18 protein-coding genes are annotated in these 17,310 nt (G+C 71.1%); 6 read left to right on the forward strand and 12 right to left on the reverse strand.

The window, feature by feature from the left end; translation table 11 throughout:
- The first annotated feature begins 5 nt into the window (after positions 1 to 5).
- Positions 6 to 1,382 carry an aminotransferase class III-fold pyridoxal phosphate-dependent enzyme gene (locus GEV26_RS04345; RefSeq protein WP_153651925.1) on the forward strand — a complete coding sequence of 459 codons (1,377 nt, stop codon included), beginning with the start codon at positions 6 to 8 and terminating at the stop codon, positions 1,380 to 1,382.
- A 309-nt stretch (positions 1,383 to 1,691) separates the two neighbouring features.
- On the opposite strand, the gene GEV26_RS04350 is transcribed toward GEV26_RS04345, so the two are convergent.
- The gene (locus GEV26_RS04350) at positions 1,692 to 2,282 is read right to left on the reverse strand and encodes a TetR family transcriptional regulator (RefSeq protein ID WP_208430854.1); all 591 of its coding nucleotides are present in this window, start codon (positions 2,280 to 2,282) and stop codon (positions 1,692 to 1,694) included.
- Positions 2,283 to 2,379: 97 nt separating this feature from the next.
- Between GEV26_RS04350 and GEV26_RS04355 the strand changes: the two genes are divergently transcribed.
- Positions 2,380 to 3,816 carry an MFS transporter gene (locus tag GEV26_RS04355; RefSeq protein WP_153651926.1) on the forward strand — a complete coding sequence of 479 codons (1,437 nt, stop codon included), beginning with the start codon at positions 2,380 to 2,382 and terminating at the stop codon, positions 3,814 to 3,816.
- 177 nt (positions 3,817 to 3,993) lie between these two features.
- On the opposite strand, the gene GEV26_RS04360 is transcribed toward GEV26_RS04355, so the two are convergent.
- The gene (locus GEV26_RS04360) at positions 3,994 to 5,451 is read right to left on the reverse strand and encodes a serine/threonine-protein kinase (protein WP_153651927.1); all 1,458 of its coding nucleotides are present in this window, start codon (positions 5,449 to 5,451) and stop codon (positions 3,994 to 3,996) included.
- A gap of 207 nt (positions 5,452 to 5,658) precedes the next feature.
- Between GEV26_RS04360 and GEV26_RS04365 the strand changes: the two genes are divergently transcribed.
- Positions 5,659 to 6,897, forward strand: a complete 1,239-nt coding sequence (locus GEV26_RS04365; RefSeq protein WP_153651928.1) for an HNH endonuclease — start codon at positions 5,659 to 5,661, stop codon at positions 6,895 to 6,897.
- Positions 6,898 to 6,969: 72 nt separating this feature from the next.
- Here GEV26_RS04365 and GEV26_RS04370 read toward each other — a convergent pair whose 3' ends face one another.
- Together GEV26_RS04370 and GEV26_RS04375 are read right to left on the reverse strand one after the other, a co-directional pair.
- A complete protein-coding gene (locus tag GEV26_RS04370; protein WP_153651929.1) occupies positions 6,970 to 7,815 on the reverse strand; it encodes a PhzF family phenazine biosynthesis protein in 846 nt (281 codons plus the stop codon).
- A gap of 23 nt (positions 7,816 to 7,838) precedes the next feature.
- Positions 7,839 to 8,333, reverse strand: a complete 495-nt coding sequence (locus tag GEV26_RS04375; protein ID WP_153651930.1) for an Lrp/AsnC family transcriptional regulator — start codon at positions 8,331 to 8,333, stop codon at positions 7,839 to 7,841.
- A gap of 121 nt (positions 8,334 to 8,454) precedes the next feature.
- Between GEV26_RS04375 and hppD the strand changes: the two genes are divergently transcribed.
- The 3 genes from hppD to fahA are packed head-to-tail and all read left to right on the forward strand — an operon-like array spanning position 8,455 to position 12,019.
- The gene (gene hppD, locus GEV26_RS04380) at positions 8,455 to 9,654 is read left to right on the forward strand and encodes a 4-hydroxyphenylpyruvate dioxygenase (protein WP_153651931.1); all 1,200 of its coding nucleotides are present in this window, start codon (positions 8,455 to 8,457) and stop codon (positions 9,652 to 9,654) included.
- A 17-nt stretch (positions 9,655 to 9,671) separates the two neighbouring features.
- Entirely contained in the window at positions 9,672 to 10,865 is a 1,194-nt protein-coding gene (locus tag GEV26_RS04385; RefSeq protein ID WP_153651932.1) for a homogentisate 1,2-dioxygenase, read from the forward strand.
- Positions 10,862 to 12,019 carry a fumarylacetoacetase gene (gene fahA / locus GEV26_RS04390; protein WP_208431022.1) on the forward strand — a complete coding sequence of 386 codons (1,158 nt, stop codon included), beginning with the start codon at positions 10,862 to 10,864 and terminating at the stop codon, positions 12,017 to 12,019. The genes GEV26_RS04385 and fahA overlap by 4 nt, the downstream gene beginning before the upstream one ends.
- Positions 12,020 to 12,021: 2 nt before the next feature.
- On the opposite strand, the gene GEV26_RS04395 is transcribed toward fahA, so the two are convergent.
- The 8 genes from GEV26_RS04395 to aroA form a co-directional block, all read right to left on the reverse strand.
- Complete coding sequence (locus tag GEV26_RS04395; protein ID WP_153651934.1) at positions 12,022 to 12,192, reverse strand: hypothetical protein; 171 nt, start codon at positions 12,190 to 12,192, stop codon at positions 12,022 to 12,024.
- A 73-nt stretch (positions 12,193 to 12,265) separates the two neighbouring features.
- Positions 12,266 to 12,388: a type B 50S ribosomal protein L36 gene (gene ykgO / locus GEV26_RS04400; protein WP_153651935.1), complete on the reverse strand. Its 123-nt coding sequence runs from the start codon at positions 12,386 to 12,388 to the stop codon at positions 12,266 to 12,268.
- A gap of 60 nt (positions 12,389 to 12,448) precedes the next feature.
- Positions 12,449 to 12,859 (reverse strand): alternative ribosome rescue aminoacyl-tRNA hydrolase ArfB, encoded by a 411-nt coding sequence (gene arfB, locus GEV26_RS04405; protein ID WP_153651936.1) that lies wholly within the window; start codon positions 12,857 to 12,859, stop codon positions 12,449 to 12,451.
- A complete protein-coding gene (locus GEV26_RS04410; RefSeq protein WP_208430853.1) occupies positions 12,849 to 13,439 on the reverse strand; it encodes a PadR family transcriptional regulator in 591 nt (196 codons plus the stop codon). Before GEV26_RS04410 ends, arfB begins: the two co-directional genes overlap by 11 nt.
- A 90-nt stretch (positions 13,440 to 13,529) precedes the next feature.
- Positions 13,530 to 13,961 (reverse strand): CBS domain-containing protein, encoded by a 432-nt coding sequence (locus GEV26_RS04415; protein WP_153651938.1) that lies wholly within the window; start codon positions 13,959 to 13,961, stop codon positions 13,530 to 13,532.
- Positions 13,962 to 14,022: 61 nt separating this feature from the next.
- Positions 14,023 to 14,943 carry an inositol monophosphatase family protein gene (locus GEV26_RS04420; protein ID WP_153651939.1) on the reverse strand — a complete coding sequence of 307 codons (921 nt, stop codon included), beginning with the start codon at positions 14,941 to 14,943 and terminating at the stop codon, positions 14,023 to 14,025.
- Between the two features lie 60 nt (positions 14,944 to 15,003).
- On the reverse strand, positions 15,004 to 16,011 hold the full coding sequence (rsgA, locus tag GEV26_RS04425; RefSeq protein WP_153651940.1) for a ribosome small subunit-dependent GTPase A: 1,008 nt from the start codon (positions 16,009 to 16,011) through the stop codon (positions 15,004 to 15,006).
- Between the two features lie 5 nt (positions 16,012 to 16,016).
- Positions 16,017 to 17,309 (reverse strand): 3-phosphoshikimate 1-carboxyvinyltransferase, encoded by a 1,293-nt coding sequence (gene aroA / locus GEV26_RS04430; RefSeq protein WP_153651941.1) that lies wholly within the window; start codon positions 17,307 to 17,309, stop codon positions 16,017 to 16,019.
- Between the last annotated feature and the right edge of the window lies 1 nt (position 17,310).

Here is a 17,310-nt window from a genome sequence, read left to right on the forward strand (position 1 = left end):
CGACCATGGACGTCCCGAACCCCGAGCACGACCGCCTGCAGCAGTCGGCGAAGGACCACCTCGTGCTGCACTTCTCCAAGCAGGAGATCGACGACCTCCTGGTGCTCGACCGCGGCGAGGGCCCGTACGTGTTCGACACGAAGGGCCGCCGCTACATCGATGCGCTGTCGAGCCTGTTCTGCTCGCAGCTGGGCTACTCGTACGGCGAGGAGATGGCCGATGCGGCTCGCCGACAGCTGACGTCCCTCGCGTTCAACACGAGCTGGGGCACGTCGCACCCAGCGGCGATCGACCTCGCGGAGAAGATCGCGGACCTGGCACCCGCCGACGACTACCGGGTGTTCTTCACCGGGGGCGGCTCGGAGTCGGTCGAGGCCGCCTGGAAGATGGTCCGCGAGCACTTCATCGCGATCGGCCAGCCCCAGCGGACGAAGGCGATCGCCCGTGACCGGGCCTATCACGGCGTCACGCTCGGCGCGCTGTCGTTCACGGGTGTGCGGCCGTTCAAGGAGGGCTTCGGCGAGCCGCCCGTGCCGGTGACCCACGTCTCCAACACCAACACGTTCCGCGCTCCCGACGGTGCGGACGAGGCGGCGTTCTGCGCCCGCCTGCTGGCCGAGGTCGAGGAGGCGATCGTCGCGGCCGGTGCCGACGAGGTCGCGCTGATCATCGCCGAGCCGGTGCAGAACGCAGGTGGCTGCTTCACTGCCCCCGCCGGCTACTGGCCCGGGCTCCGACGTCTCGCCGACCAGTACGGCGTCCTGCTGATGGCCGACGAGGTCATCACCGGTTTCGGCCGGATCGGGGAGTGGTTCGCCTCGTCCCGTGAGGGAGTGGCTCCCGATCTGGTCACGGTCGCGAAGGGGCTCACCTCGGCGTACGCCCCGATGGGCGCGACCCTCGTCCGCGAGCGGGTCATCGCCCCGCTCGTCGAGCAGCGCAAGGTGTTCCGCCACGGCATCACGTTCGGCGGCCACCCCCTGAGCGCGGCCCTCGCGATGAAGAGCATCGAGATCATCGAGCGCGACCAGGTGCTCGAGAACGTCCGCGCGCAGGCCGATCCGCTGCGTGAGCGGCTGAACCACCTTCTCGACCTGCCGATCGTGGGCGATGTCCGCGGCGCAGGGTTCTTCTGGGCCATGGAGCTGGTCAAGGACGACGCCGCGACGCGATTCGACCAGGCCGAGCGCGACGACCTGCTGCGGGGCTTCCTCCCCGCCCGTCTGCGCGAGGCCGGGCTCATCGCGCGCTGCGACGACCGCGGCGACTCGGTGCTCCAGATCGCCCCGCCGCTCATCAGCGACGCAGCCCTGCTCGACGACATCGCCGCCGGCCTGACCGACGTCCTGCGCGACGCCGGCAAGCACATGTCCCTGTCCTGACCCCCCGCCAGCGCCAGAGCGGGACGGGCGATGAGGGTTTTGGGTAGCTGGAGCGACCGCAACCCCTCATCCTGCGTCCCCCGGGCGCGGGCGCGGGACGGGCGATGAGGGTTTTGGGTAGCTGGAGCTACCTGAACCCCTCATCCTGCGTCCTCCCGTTGGCAACGGACGGGCGATGAGGGCTTTGGGCGGCTGGGGCGACCGCAAACCCTCATCCCGCGTCCTCCCAGCGCGGGCGCGGGACGGGCGATGAGGGCTTTGGGCGGCTGGGGTGACCGCAAACCCTCATCGTGTGTCCGCCCCGGGGGCTCAGCCGCCGACGGACTCCATGGCCTCGTCGAGCAGGCTCGCGAGCGGGACGCCGGGGTTCTCGGCCCAGGCGCCCTGTGCGGCCTCGAAGCACGCGAGCGCGCTGCCGGTCAGGGCGAGGGCCCGGATGTCAGGACCGGTGCGTCCGGGGCGCGGCGGAAGGCGTTCGGCCACGAGCGGGGCGAGCAGCTCCAGCCAGAGCGTGCGGCGTTCCTGCCTGGTCGCGCGCAGGGCGGGCTCGGCCCGCAGCATGACCTGCAAGGGCCGGGCGACCTCGGCGTGCGCTTCCTGCAGCTCGACGATGTGCTGGAACGCCGCGCGCAGCGCAGGCCACGCCGGCTCGTCGGCGGGCCGCGCGCGCAGGGCTTCGGCGATGCGGTCCCCGGACTCGACCAGGCGGGTCAGGACCAGCTCGTCCTTGCTGGCGAAGTAGCGGAAGAACGTACGCCTGGACATGCCGGCAGCCTCGGCGATCTGGTCGATCGTGGTGGCCTCGAACCCCTGGTCGGCCAGCAGCCGCCACGCCTTGCGGGCGATCTCGTCGCGCACGGCGCCCCTGGCGTGATCGCGCAGGCTCATCTCCTCCGGCATGACCTCACCTTACCGATCGTGTCTCGAGTGGCACCAGGTGTCATATCTGCCATAAGGTGCCTAGGTTCGTAGGCCGCGCGAGAAAGTGATCGATGACATGACAGACCAAGACGTCGCGGCCCCGCAGCCGCCCGTACGCGCCTCGTCCCGGCGCGCGACGCTCGAGCTGGTGTTCGTGGGCCTCGGCGCGCTCGTCGTGGCGCTGTCGCAGTCCCTGCTGATCCCCGTCCTCTCGATCCTGCCCGCGGAGCTGGACACCTCGGCTGGCAACGTCAACTGGCTGCTCACCTCGACCCTGCTCGCGGCAGCCGTCTCGGTGCCGATCATGGGACGCCTCGGCGACATGTTCGGCAAGCGCCGGCTCCTGCTGGTGGCCGTCGGTGCCCTGGTCGTCGGCTCGCTGCTGACCGCTGTCACCGACAACATCGGCCTGCTGATCGCCGGTCGCGCGATCCAGGGCTGTGCGGCCGCCGCCATCCCGCTGGGCATCAGCCTGCTGGCCGCCGTCCTGCCGCGGGAGAAGGTCGGCTCGGCCATCGCGCTGGTCAGCGCGATGCTCGGGATCGGCGGCGCGCTCGGCCTGCCGATCGCCGGTCTCGTCGCGGAGAACGCGGACTTCCACGTCCTGTTCTGGATCACGTTCGGCGCGGGCCTGATCGCGTTCGTCGGCATCCTCGCGATCGTCCCGGAGGCCCCGGGACGCAGCGGCGGCCGGGTCGACCTGGTCGGCTCGGTGCTGCTCGCGGCCGGCCTCATCTGCCTGCTGCTGCCGCTCTCGCAGAGCTCCGCGTGGGGCTGGGGCGACTCCCGCATCTGGATCCTGCTGGCCATCGCGGCGGTGCTGATCGCGGTGTTCGGGTTCAGCCAGATGCGCATCAAGGATCCGCTGGTCGACCTGCGCGCCCTCGGTCGCCGCCCGATCGTGCTCACGAACCTGGCCTCGATCCTGTTCGGCTTCGCCCTGTTCGCGTCGTTCATCGGCACGGCCTCGTACGTCGAGGCGCCCGAGTCGACCGGCTACGGCTTCGGGTCGAGCCTGCTCGTCGGCGGTCTGGCGATGCTGCCTGGCGGCATCGCGATGCTGCTGCTCTCGCCGGTCGCGGCCAGGCTGATCGAGCGCCGCGGCGCCCCGCAGACCCTCGCGCTCGGTGCCGTCATCGTCGCGGCGGGCTTCCTCATGCGGATCGTCGTCCACGACTCCCTGTGGCAGGTCATCGTCGGCTCGGCGATCGTCGGCGCCGGAACGGGTGTCGGCTACGCCGCGATGCCCGCGCTGATCAACGCGCACACGCCGGGGAACGAGATCGCTGCGGCCAACGGGCTGAACAGCTTGTTCCGCAGCCTCGGCAGCTCGCTCGCGAGCGCGATCGGCGGCAGCATCCTGGCCGCCAACACCGTGATCCTCGGTGACATCGCCGCGCCCTCGTTGTCGGCCTACCAGCAGCTGTTCGCGATCTGCGGCGGTGCGGCCGTGGTGGCCGCGGTGCTCGTGCTGCTCATCCCGCACCGACCCACGTCGCCGGGCAGCCACTGACGCAGCGGCGGCCCGGGCTGGGACCGGCGATGAGGGTTACGGGCAGCTGGGGCTACCGCGAACCCTCATCCTGCGTCCCCCCGGCGCGGGCGCGGGACGGGCGATGAGGGTTACGGGCAGCTGGGGCTACCGCAAACCCTCATCGTCGGTCCCGCCCGGCGGGCGCGGGGTGGGGGCTCAGGTGGCGCCGGCGATCAGGAAGCTGTCGCCCGACTTCTCGAGCTGGAGGGTGACCGCCTCGGTGCGACGGTCGCCCTTGAAGTCGTAGGAGTACGTGTACGAGACGCGTAGCGACGCCGGATCGGCCGACACCCGTTCCACGGAGAGGTCGGCGACGTCCTCCCAGAAGCCCTTGTAGCCCTCGATGCCGTTGCTGGCCCGCTGGTAGCCGGGGGTGAGCATCGTGAAGCCGGCGTCGGGGTCGTTGCTCGCCGTCGACAGGTAGTCGGCGGCGAAGCCCTCCATCTGCTCGGCGGTGACCTCGCCGTCGCCGGCCGGGGCGGGCTCGTCCTCGGTCGACGCGGATCCCGAGCCCGCCGAGGAACGCTCTCCCGCGGCCCTCGGCGCGTCGTCGGCGGATCCGCCGCGCAGGCCGACGAAGGAGACGACGGCGATCAGCGCAGCGACGGCACCTGCAGTGATCAGCCACGGTGTACGGGACCTCGTCGGCGAGGCGCGGCGCCCCGGGGCGGTCGCCGCAGGCGTCGGTTTCGCGGCCACCGCCGGCGCGACAGGCGGCACGGCGGGTTCCACGGGAGGCTCCAGCGGCCTGAAGGCTGTCGTGGCAGTGGGTCGGGCCACCGCCGTCGCTGCGGGCATCGCCTGCGTGCTCTCCAGATCCAGCTCGACGCCGGACTGCGTGGACACCGCCTCCTCGACCGCGGCCATGGTGGGTCGCGCGTCAGGGTCGTGCTGCATCATCGCCGCGACGAGCGCCGCGAGCGGCCCACCGGCCTCCAGCGTCGGCGGCGCCTCGTTGACGATGCGGTACATCGTGCCGAGCAGGTTGTCACCGACCTCGTACGGCGGGCCACCGGCCAGGGCGTGGAAGACGGTCGCACCGAGCGACCAGACGTCGCTCGCGGCCGTCGCCGTGCGTCCACTCGCGACCTCGGGCGACAGGTACGCGGGCGAGCCCGTCACCAGACCGGTCTGGGTCAGCGAGGCGTCGGCCTGTGCGCGGGCCACCCCGAAGTCCGACAGCTTGGCGACGCCGTCGTGAGTCAGCAGGATGTTCGACGGCTTCACGTCCCGGTGGACGATCCCGTGCTCGTGGGCCGCCGCGAGGGCCGCGGCGACCTGCTCGACGATCGGCGCGACCTCGGCCGGATCGAGTGCGCCGCGCTCCGCGATGAGGCCGGCGAGGCTGGGACCGTCGACATGCTCCATGACGAGCCACTGGTGCCCGCCCTCGTCGACCAGGTCGAACACCGCGACGACGTTCTGGTGGTTGATCCGCGCGGCCAGGTGGGCCTCGCGCTCGGCCCGCTGCAGGTCAGGCTCGCCGCCGCCTGGGCCCATGCCGATCTGCTTCACTGCCACGACGCGGTGAAGCACCACGTCCCGGGCCAGCCACACCGTGCCCATCCCGCCGCGACCGATCTCATGATCGAGCTCATATCTGTCCGCGAGCATCCGGCCTCCTGTCCTCGATCAACCAAACTAGGCGGTGATCGCCCAGGGGAGCACATCGACGTGGGCGCCGGGATGCGGAGAGTTCCCGATGAGCAGCCGGTCCTGTCCTGGGTCAGGGGCCAAACCCGCCAAATTTTGGCTGGAATCGCAGAGAATTAATTGGCTTCAGCTCTTGTGATCGAACACACATTCGAGTAGTGTGGGGGTATGAATCCGAAGCCCACGATCGACGCGATGCGCACTGCTGCGCAGGCGCTCTCGTCGGGTGACGTGCGCGAGACATTGCATGCGGTGCAGATGGCGCAGGACGCGTTGGATGCGGTCAAGGGTGTGCTGCTGGCGGAGCTGCAGGCCTCGAAGGATTTCGAGCTGGACGGTGCGTCGACGCTGAACACGTGGGTGCGCAACCAGCTGCACCTGAAGTCGGGGCAGGCCACGGTGCTGGTGAAGAGCGTGGCGGCGTTGCGTGACCTGCCTCTGGTGGCCGAGGCGGCGACGTCGGGGCTGATCAGCGCCGCGCACGTGCAGGTGTTCGTCTACGGACTCGCCCACGTCGGGCTGGAGCCGATGCTCCAGCACGAAGAGGTGCTGGTCGCTGTGGCGGCCGAGAATGAGCCCGGCGTGCTGTGGGAAGCGGTCAAGCACCTCAAGGCCATCACTCACCCTGAAGACCTCGACGAGGCCTGGAAGGGTGGGATGGACAAGGAGGACTTCGCTGTCGACGCCCTCCCCGATGGGTTCCATGTCACCGGCTTCCTCAACACCCTGACCGGGCTCAAGCTCAAGAAGGTGATGGACTCCGTGTCCGCACCGCGGGACGCCGATGACACCCGCACCGGTGCGCAGCGTCGGGTGCAGGGGTTGGACGACTTGTTGGACAGCATCCTGGGCAACGGGCTCCCGTCGGACAAGGGTGTGCGCCCGCACATGTCGGTGTTCGTGGACGCCGAGACGTTGGAGGCAGCCGCCGAACGCGTCGAGCAGGAGACTGAGCATCCCCACCTGATCCCCGACCCGATGCCCGAGAGCGAACCGGCCACACTGGCTGGGCACGGGGCAATCGGCCCGCACCTGCTGATGTTCTTGTTCTGCCTGTCGGGGGTGACCGGGTTCGTGCGCGAGCAGGACCAGATCCTCAACGTCGGCCACACCAGGTACGAGCCGAACATGAAGCAGCGCAAGGCGGTCCTGGCCCGCCAACGCGGTGTCTGCGCCACCCCCGGCTGCAACCACACTCATCTGGAGGTCCACCACTCGGTGTGGTGGTCGCTTGGGGGTCGCACCGATCTCGACCAGCTCGTCGGGCTCTGCGTCCGATGCCACCACCTGGTGCACCGCGGTCTCCTGCACGTCGCGGGCAACGCGGTCGACGGGTTCGAGTTCACCAACCGCCACCAGCGGCCCGTTCGACGTCGACGACGAACCGGCTACCGCCGAGCCGCCTGACCCCGCCGGTCCGGCGGCCCGCCGGCACGTCGTCGTGCTCAGTCTCGTGCGTCGACTGCGGCGATCCGTCAGTCAGGCCCCAGCGCCCCACGCGGTGACCGAGCCGCTGATGCCGACCGTTGTCCGACCCCCGACCCAGAGCACGTCGTCGACCAGGTCGACGTGCACGCGGCCGCGCCGACCGAGGCGCGTCCCCTGCGCGGCGACGTACGACGCGGGGGCCCGGCCGGTCGACGTCAGCCACTGGCCGATCGACGCGTTGAGGCTGCCGGTCACGGGGTCCTCGCCGATCGAGCCGGGCACGAACGCCCTGACCTCGAACGCGGTCTCCCCGCCGGGGGAGTGCGGACCCACGACACCGACCTTGTCGAGCACGCCGAACGCCGAGGGGTCGGGCTCGAGCGCCAGGACGGTCTCGGCGCTGTCGAGCAGCAGTGCGGCCCAGCCGGGCCCGTTGTCGACCCACGCGGCGTCGATGACCTGGGACGGATCGAGCCCCAGTGCGGCCGTGGCCTCGTCGAGATCAGCAGCGTCGACGGGCCCGCTGCGGACCAGCGGAGGTGCGGCGAACGCGAGCCGGTCACCGTCCATGCGTACGCGCACCAGCCCAGCGGCGCACTGCTGCACCAGCTCCCCGGCGTGGGCGGGCTCCCCGCCGGCCTCGAGCCATGCGCGCGCGGTGCCGAGCGTCGGGTGGCCGGCGAACGGCAGCTCTCGCGCGGTCGTGAAGATCCGCACGCGGTAGTCGGCCTGCGGCGTCGTCGGGCGCAGCAGGAACGTCGTCTCCGACAGGTTGGTCCAGCGTGCGAACGCCGCCATCTGGGCCTCGTCGAGGTCGTCGGCGTCGTGGACGACGGCCACGGGGTTGCCGAGCGTGAGCTCGGAGGCGAACACGTCGACCTGGCTGAACGGGTGCATGAGCCGACGCTAGCAACTCCGGGTCATGCGGACCGGAACGACGGGGACCGGCTCGGGCCGTCGTCGGCACCCTTGCGCAGCATCGGCAGGACGCGAGGTGGCACCAGCTCGGACAGCACGATCACGCTGGTGGACCGGGCGACCGATCCGGACTGGCTGATGTGCAGCAGGGTGTCCTTGAGGTCCTCGTGCGAGGTCGCGGCGATCTTGCACACGACGTCCGCATTGCCGCTCGTGATGTACGCCTCGAGGACGTTGGGCAGCGAGTCCAGCTCGGCCGTCACGGCGTCGAGTGAGCCCTGCATGATCTCGAGGGTCACGAAGGCCAGGACCGGGTGGCCGGCCGCGACGAGATCGACCGAGGGCCCGTAGCCGGTGATCACGCCGGCCTCCTCGAGCTTGGCGAGCCGGGACTGCACCGTGGCGCGGGCGACGTGGGTCAGCCGCGAGAGCTCGAGGTCCCCCACGCGCGGATGGGCGTGCATCGCCTCGACGAGCGCGACATCGAGCTGGTCCATCGTGTCTCCATCCGGTCAATCTGCCTAGTACAGACACTCCATGGTGCACCGAGCTGGGGGGTTTGACCACCTCGAGGTGGGCCGGTTGTCCACGGCGCGGGCGTACGGTGTGCTGGGTCACATGACCCTCGACCTCACGGATGCCGAACGCCTCGCCGATCTCGACCTCGCCCAGCTGCAGCAGCTCGTCGGACTGGTCGAGCACGACCCCACGACCGACCCGTTCCCGGTCACCGGCTGGGACGCCGTCGTGTGGGCGGTGGGCAACGCGACGCAGTCCGCCCACTTCTACATGTCGGCGTTCGGGATGGACCTCGTGGCGTACTCGGGCCCCGAGACCGGCAACCGCGACCACCACGCGTACGTGCTGGAGAGCGGCGCGGTGCGGTTCGTCCTGCGCGGCGGCGTCGCGCCGGACAGCCCGGTCGCGGACCACCACCGCCTGCACGGTGACGGCATCACCGACATCGCGCTCGAGGTGCCCGACGTCGACGTGTGCATCGACCACGCGCGGGCCGAGGGTGCCACGATCCTCGAGGAGCCCCACGACGTCAGCGACGAGCACGGCACGGTGCGGGTCGCGGCCATCGCGGCGTACGGCGACACCCGCCACACGCTCGTGGACCGCAGCCGTTACGACGGGCCCTACCTGCCCGGCTACGTCGCGCGGTCCTCGTCGCTGGTGCGCGCGGACGACGCGCCCAAGCGGATCTTCCAGGCGCTCGACCACGTCGTCGGCAACGTCGAGATCGGCCACATGGACGAGTGGGTCGACTTCTACAACCGCATCATGGGCTTCACCAACATGGCCGAGTTCGTGGGCGACGACATCGCGACCGAGTACTCCGCGCTGATGAGCAAGGTCGTGGCCAGCGGCAACCACCGGGTCAAGTTCCCGCTCAACGAGCCGGCCGTGGGCAAGAAGAAGTCGCAGATCGACGAGTACCTCGAGTTCTACCAGGGGCCGGGCGCCCAGCACCTCGCGCTGGCCACGAACGACATCCTGGAGACGGTCGACCGGCTGCGCGCCGCGGGGATCGAGTTCCTCGCGACGCCCGACTCGTACTACACCGATCCGGCCCTGCGCGAGCGCATCGGCGAGGTGCGCGTGCCCATCGAGGAGCTCCAGTCGCGCGGCATCCTGGTCGACCGGGACGAGGACGGCTACCTCCTGCAGATCTTCACCAAGCCGATCGGCGACCGGCCCACGGTGTTCTTCGAGCTCATCGAGCGCCACGGCTCGCTGGGCTTCGGCAAGGGCAACTTCCAGGCACTGTTCGAGGCGATCGAGCGCGAGCAGGCCCGACGAGGCAACTTCTAGGCGAGGGAGTAGCTGACATGGCGCACTACCGCAGCGCGGGCCACGTCCCGCCCAAGCGCCACACCCAGCACCGGGCGCCGAACGGGGCGCTGTACCGCGAGGAGCTCATGGGGGAGGAGGGCTTCTCCTCGGACTCCTCCCTGCTCTACCACCGTGGTGTGCCGTCGGCGATCGTGGACGCCCGGCGCTGGGAGCTGCCGGACCACACCACGACGCCCAACGAGCCCCTGCTCGCGCGGCACCTCAAGCTGCACGACCTGTTCGACGGAGGTGCAGGACGGGACCTGGTCACCGGACGGCGACTCGTGCTGGCCAATGCCGACGTCCGCATCTCGTACGCCGTGGGGGCCGAGACGTCCCCGCTGTACCGCAACGCCACGGGCGACGAGTGCGTCTTCGTCGAGGACGGGTCCGGGACGCTCGAGACGGTCTTCGGGCACATCGCCTTCGGCCCCGGCGACTACCTGCTCGTCCCGCGCGCGACGACCCACCGGTGGGTCCCGGCCGGGGACGTCCGGGCGTACTGCATCGAGGCCAACAGCCACATCGCGCCGCCCAAGCGCTATCTCTCGCGCTACGGGCAGCTGCTCGAGCACGCGCCATACTGCGAGCGCGATCTCCGCGTGCCCGGTGAGCCCGAGATCCGCGAGGACATCGACGTCGAGGTGTTGATCAAGCACCGCGGCTCAGGCCCGCTCGGCCTGGCCGGCTCGGTGCACGTCGTGCCGCAGCACCCGTTCGACGTCGTGGGGTGGGACGGCTGCCTGTATCCGTACGCCTTCAACGTCGCGGACTTCGAGCCGATCACCGGCCGGGTGCACCAGCCGCCGCCGGTGCACCAGGTCTTCGAGGGGGCGAACTTCGTGATCTGCAACTTCGTGCCGCGCAAGGTCGACTACCACCCGCTCGCGATCCCCGTGCCGTACTACCACTCCAACGTCGACTCCGACGAGGTCATGTTCTACGTCGCGGGCGACTACGAGGCGCGCAAGGGATCGGGCATCGGGCGCGGCTCGGTCTCGCTGCACCCGGGCGGGCACTCGCACGGGCCCCAGCCGTCAGCGATCGAGGCGAGCCTCGGCGCCGAGTCGTTCGACGAGCTCGCGGTCATGGTCGACACCTTCCGCCCGCTCGAGCTCGGCGAGGCCGGCCGGGCCTGCGACGACGGCCGCTACGCCTGGTCGTGGTCGGGGTCAGGGGCGCGCGGGTGACGGACTTCGGCCGGACGACGTTGCCGTACTGCTCGTTCGTACGCCCGGGGGAGGCGCGGGCCCGGGTGGGCGTGGGCGTCGGCACGGACGTCGTCGACCTCACCGCGGCGCTGGCGACGCGCCGGCACGCGTACGCGGGACTGTTCGCGGCCGGCTCGCTCGATCCGCTGCTGGCCGCCGGGCCCCGCACGTGGCACGAGGTGCGTACGTACGTCGCGGCCAACCTGAGCGCGCTCGCCGAGCACCAGGTGCCGGCCTCCGGGGTCGAGCTCGTGCTGCCGTTCGAGGTCGCCGACTACGTCGACTTCTACGCCTCCGAGCACCACGCGTCCAACGTCGGACGACTCTTCCGGCCGGACGGTGACGCGCTGACCCCCAACTGGAAGCACCTGCCCATCGGCTACCACGGCCGGGCCGGGACGGTCGTCGTCTCCGGGACGCCGATCCGCCGGCCCTCCGGACAGATGCGTGAGCGCGACGGCACCATCGCGTTCGGCCCCACCGCCAAGCTCGACCTCGAGGCCGAGACCGGCTTCGTCGTGGGCGCGGGCTCGTCCCTCGGGGAGCCGGTGCCGGTCGAGTCCTTCGACCAGCACGTCTTCGGCGTCTGTGTCGTCAACGACTGGTCCGCGCGCGACGTCCAGGCGTGGGAGTACGTGCCGCTGGGCCCGTTCCTCGGCAAGTCGTTCGCGACCTCGGTGTCACCGTGGGTCGTCCCGCTCGCGGCCCTCGCCGGCGCCCGGATCGACCCGCCTCGCCGCGACCCCGATCCGGTGGCGTACCTGCAGGACGACGAGCCCTGGGGGCTCGACCTCGAGCTCGAGATCGCCGTGAACGGGACGGTGGTGTCGCGGGCGCCGTACTCCGAGATGTACTGGACGCCCGCGCAGATGCTCGCCCACCTCACGGTCAACGGGGCCGCACTGCGCCCGGGCGACCTGTTCGCCTCCGGCACGGTCAGCGGCCCCGGACCGGGCCAGCAGGGCTCCCTGCTGGAGCTGTCCTGGAACGGCTCGCGCCCCGTGACCCTCGATGACGGGTCCACCCGCGCCTTCCTGCTCGACGGCGACCGGGTCACGATCGCGGCGACCGCACGGCTGGCGGGCGGTCGCCGGATCGCCCTCGGTCAGGTCGAGGGTCAGGTGACGTCCTGAGCTCAGCCCTCGCGATCGGGCTGGGTCTCGGGCGCCGGCTCCCGGTCAGGCTCCTCCCCGGGCTCCGGGGTGGGCAGCACCTCCGGGAACGCCGGGTCCGGCAGGTCGGGGGTCTCGGGACGGCTCGGCTGGTCCTCCTCGGGCAGCGCGGGCTCAGGGGGTGCGACGGTCATGGGTCCTCCTGGGTAGGCGTGGGCCCCGCGTACCCCACGGACTCCCCGGTCAATCAGGAGCGGGTCGTCCTGGTCAGCCCTGACGGGCCTTCAGGCGGGGGTTGTCGCGGTTGATCACGAACGTGCGTCCGTGGCGCCGGACGACCTGCGAGCCGGGCTGGTTCTTGAGCGAGCGAAGTGAGCTGCGGACCTTCATGGGATGTCCTCTCGTCTGTCGGAGAATCCGACACACATGACAACCGTTGTCAGGTAGGGACTATTCCCACGTGCCGCTGCGGCCCTCCTTGAGCGAGCCCCGACGCTTCTTGGCGTCGAGGCGGCGGCGCTGGGAGGACCTGCTCGGCCTCGTCGGGCGGCGCGGACGGTCCGGGACGATCGCCTGGCCCACGAGCTCCTCGAGGCGGACGCGGGCGTCCTCCCGGTTGCGGTGCTGCGAGCGGTACTGCGACGACACGATCGTGATCACCCCGTCCACGAGCCGGTTGCCGAGCCGGGTCGCGGCGAGCTCCTTCTGGGCAGGGGAGAGTGCGGCGGTATCGGCGAGCGACCAGATCAACTCGACGCGGGTGTCGGTCGTGTTGACGTGCTGGCCGCCCGCGCCGGAGGAGCGGGAGAACCGCCAGGTCATCTCGCTCTCGGGCAGGCTCAGGCGTCGGTCATGACTCATCGTCCGCCAGTATGCGGTACATGGCCTTCCGGGCCTCCTCGACCACGGCGGTGGCCTTCTCCTGCTGGGCGGGGGTGCCGGCCTGGGCGACCTGCTTCCACGCGCTGATGAACGACCGAAGGCTCGTCGAGAGCTCGTGCATCTCGCGCCGCTGGTCGCCGCGCTGGTCCTCCCACGGGGTGCCGAGCTGCTCGCGGTGCTCCGCGACGTACGCGGCGCCCTCCTCGGTGAGGGTCGCGGTCTTGCGGCCGTCGACGCGCTGGAAGCTGAGCAGTCCTTCGTCCTCGAGCTGCTGGAGCACGGGGTAGATCGAGCCGGGGCTCGGGGTCCACGACCCCTGGCTGCGCTCGCCGATCTCCTGGATGAGCTGATAGCCGTGCTTGGGCTCCTCGGCAAGCAGGAGCAGGGCGGCCGCTCGGACGTCGCCGCCCCGTCCGCCGCGTCGCCGGCCGCGTGGACGACCGGGGCCGCCGAAGCCGGGGCCGAAGCCGAGGTCGGCGCCGAGGCCGTGGTCCTGGTGGTGCCTGCCGCGCCGGCGATCGGCCGGGCGGCGCATGTCCTGGAATTCGTTGCTGTGCATGGGGTGACCCACTTTCACATACGTCATCGACAGGTTGCCGATACCTAAACGATATATCGGTAACCTGTCGATTTCAAATGAGGGCCGGTGTCAGCCTCCCGCGACGTAGCTGTTGAGCTGGTCGCGCTCGAACTCGAGCTGCTCCATGCGGTGCTTGACCGCGTCGCCGATGCTGAGCACGCCGACGAGCCGACCGTCCTCGAGCACGGGGACGTGGCGCACGCGGTGCTCGGTCATGATCGCCATCAGCCCGCCGAAGGAGTCCTCGGGCGAGCAGGTGCGGACGTCGGTCGTCATGATCGCGGACACCGCGACGTCGCGGGCGTTCTCGGCGCCGCGCAGCTTGCGGACGATGTCGCGCTCGGACACGATGCCGAGCACCTCGCTGCCGTCGGTGCTGACGATGAGGGCGCCGACGTTGAGATCGGCGAGCCGGTCCATGAGGTCGGAGACCGTGGCATCGGGGGCGATCACGTGCACCGCGTCGCTCCCCTTGGACGACAGGACATCCTTGACGCGCATGCGCAGACTCCGTTCCTCGGTTCCCGGCACTGTAACCCCAGTCACAGTCCGGGGGCGAGCCTCACGGAGCGTCGTCGGCCGGCTCCCGCGTGAAGTCGAAGGCGCGGACGTTGTCGCGCTCGGGCGGCGGGGCGTCGTCCTCGGGCTCGTCGGTCCACGACTGGTCGGGCGGCCCCTGGTCCGGGAAGTGACCGAGATACGCCATCGCGGCGTCGTGCAGACGGGAGTTGGTGGCCAGCGCGTTGTCGCCCCAGGGGCCCGGCGCGCCGGCGAGGCTCGTGAACGTGCCGCCGGCCTCGCGCACGATGACGTCGAGCGCGGCCATGTCCCAGATCTTGAGCTCAGGCTCGGCCGCGATGTCGACCGCACCCTCCGCGAGCAGCATGTACGACCAGAAGTCGCCGTAGGCGCGGGTCCGCCAGCAACGCCGCATCAGCGCGGCGAAGGCCTCGCCCTTGCCGATCGCGTCCCACCCGCCGAGCGAGGCGTACGACAGCGAGGCGCTCTCCAGGTCCGACACCTGGGAGACGCGGATCTGCCGTGAGGACATGAGCGACTTGCCCGTGAACGCACCCGTGCCCTTGCTCGCCCACCAGCGGCGGCCGAGTGCGGGCGCCGAGACGCAGCCGGCGACGATCTCGCCGTCCTCCTCCAGGGCGATGAGCGTGGCCCAGACCGGGACGCCGCGCACGAAGTTGGACGTGCCGTCGATCGGGTCGATGATCCAGCGGCGGCCACCGGGACCGGTCGAACCCTCCTCCTCGCCCTGCTCCTCGCCGAGCACGATGTCACGGGTGCGGGCGGACTTGAGGGTGCGCCTGACGGCGGCCTCGACGGCCTGGTCGGACTCGGTCACGTACGTCATGTCCGGCTTCGTGTCGACCTCGAGATCGACCGCGAGGAAGCGTTCCATCGAGAGGTTGTCGGCGTTGTCGGCAAGCACGTGGGCGAGGCGCAGGTCGTCGTTGTACGAGTGAGCCATGGCCCTCAGGGTACGGCGTTCGCAGTGTGAAACCGCCGTCGGCACTCTGAAGCGCCTGGGCTAGTAGTCGTCCAGCTGGTCGCGACTGGCCAGGATGCGCCGGAACGACTCGACGCGCTCGGGCGCGAGCGTGCCGTCGGCGACCGCGAGGTCGAGCCCGCACTCTGGCTCGGTCGCGGAGTGCAGGCAGCCGCGGGGGCAGTCCCGCGCGGCGTCCTGCAGGTCCGGGAACGCCTTGATGATGTCGTCGACCTCGACGTGCGCGAGGCCGAACGACCGGATGCCCGGGGTGTCGATGATCCAGCCGCCGAACGGCAGCTCGAGGCTGATCGCCGAGGTCGAGGTGTGCCGGCCGCGTCCCGTCACCGCGTTGACGTAGCTCACCGAGCGGTGGGCGTCGGGCACCAGGGCGTTCACGAGCGTCGACTTGCCGACCCCGCTGTGCCCGACCAGGACGCTGGTCCGGTCGCGCAGCACATCGCGCACCGCGTCCAGGTCGCCGTCCTGGCGGGTCACCACGACGCGTACGCCGAGGGGCTCGAACATCGCGACGATCTCGTCGGGGGAGCCCAGGTCGGCCTTGGTCAGGCAGACCAGCGGCTCCATGCCGGCGTCGAACGCGGCCACGAGACAGCGGTCGATGAGACCCGCGCGCGGCGGCGGATCGGCGAGGGCGGCGACGATCACGAGCTGATCGGCATTGGCCACGATGATGCGCTCGATCGGGTCGTCGTCGTCGGCCGTGCGGCGCAGCACGGTGCGGCGGGGGGTGACCTCGACGATGCGGGCGAGTGAGCCCTCGTCGCCGCTGATGTCGCCGACGACCCGGACCTCGTCGCCGACGATGACGCCCTTGCGGCCCAGGTTGCGCGACTTCATCGCGGTGATCAGCTGCGAGCCCCGCTCGCCGGTCGAGGGATCGTCCAGCATGACCGTGTAGCGACCGCGGTCGATCGTCACGACGCGAGCGGTCGCGGCCTCGTCGTAGTTGGGCCGCACCTTGGTGCGGGGGCGGGTGTGACGCCGTGGCCGCTCGAACTTCGCGTGCTCGTCGTCGTGTCGTGCCATCGGCGTCAGACCTTCGCGGGGGCGGTCATGAGTCGCTCCCACACGGGAGCGAAGTTGGGATAGGTCTTGATCGTCGTGACGACGTTCTCCACCAGCAGATCGGGCACGCGCAGACCCAGCACGACCGCGGCGTGGGCCATGCGGTGGTCGTCGTACGTGCGGAACGTCGCGCCGTGCAGCGGCCGCGGCCGGATGAGCAGCCCGTCCTCGAGCTCCTCGGCGTCACCGCCCAGACGGTTGATCTCGGCGACGAGCGCGGCCAGCCGGTCGGTCTCGTGCCCCCGCAGGTGCGCGACGCCGGTCAGGCGCGACGGGGAGGACGCGAGGGCGGCCATCGCGGCGATCACCGGGGTCAGCTCGCCGACGTCGTGCAGGTCCAGCTCGACCCCCTTGAGCTCGGGTCCGGCCGCGAAGACGAGGTCCGCCCCGTCCTGCGTCACCGTGCCGCCGAACGCGGGGACGATGTCGCGCCACGCGTCGCCGGCCTGATCGGTGTCGCGCGGCCAGTTGCGGATGCGCACGTCGCCGCCGGTCACGAGGCCGCCGGCGATGAACACGCCGGCGTTGGACAGGTCGGGCTCGATCTCGACGTCGAGCGCGTCGATCGGGCCGGGGTGCACGACCCAGCGGGCCGGCTCGTCGGTGTCGACCCGGACGCCGCGACGGCGGAGCTCGGCGATCGTCATCTCGATGTGCGGCATCGAGGGGAGCGTCGCGCCGGTGTGGCGCAGGTCGAGGCCCTGCTCGAACCGGGCACCGACGAGCAGCAGCGCCGAGACGAACTGGCTCGACGAGGACGCGTCGATCTCGACGGTCCCTCCCGCCACGCGGCCGGTCCCGTGCACCGTGAACGGCAGCGAGCCCCGGCCGCCGTCGTCGACCTCGACGCCGAGCGTGCGCAGCGTCGCGATCGTGGCCGCCATCGGGCGTACGCGCGCGTGCTCGTCGCCGTCGAACGTGACGGGGGCGCGCCCGAGGGCGGCGACCAGCGGGACGAACCGCATGACGGTGCCCGCGAGCCCGCAGTCGATCGTGGCGGGCTCGGTCGCGTCCGTGCGGGCGGGCGTCACCGTCCACGTCATGCCGTCGCGGTCGATCGTGGCGCCGAGGGTCGTGAGCGCGGCCGCCATGAGGTTGGTGTCGCGCGACCCCAGCGGCCGGGTGATGACCGAGGGCCCGTCGCCGAGGGCAGCGAGGATCAGGACGCGGTTGGTCAGCGACTTGGAGCCGGGGACGAGGACCTCGCCCGAGAAGGGCGTGTCACGGTGGGGCGCGAGCCAGGGGAGCGGGTCAGTCATC

Source organism: Aeromicrobium yanjiei (assembly GCF_009649075.1).
Taxonomy (GTDB): Bacteria; Actinomycetota; Actinomycetes; order Propionibacteriales; family Nocardioidaceae; genus Aeromicrobium; species Aeromicrobium yanjiei.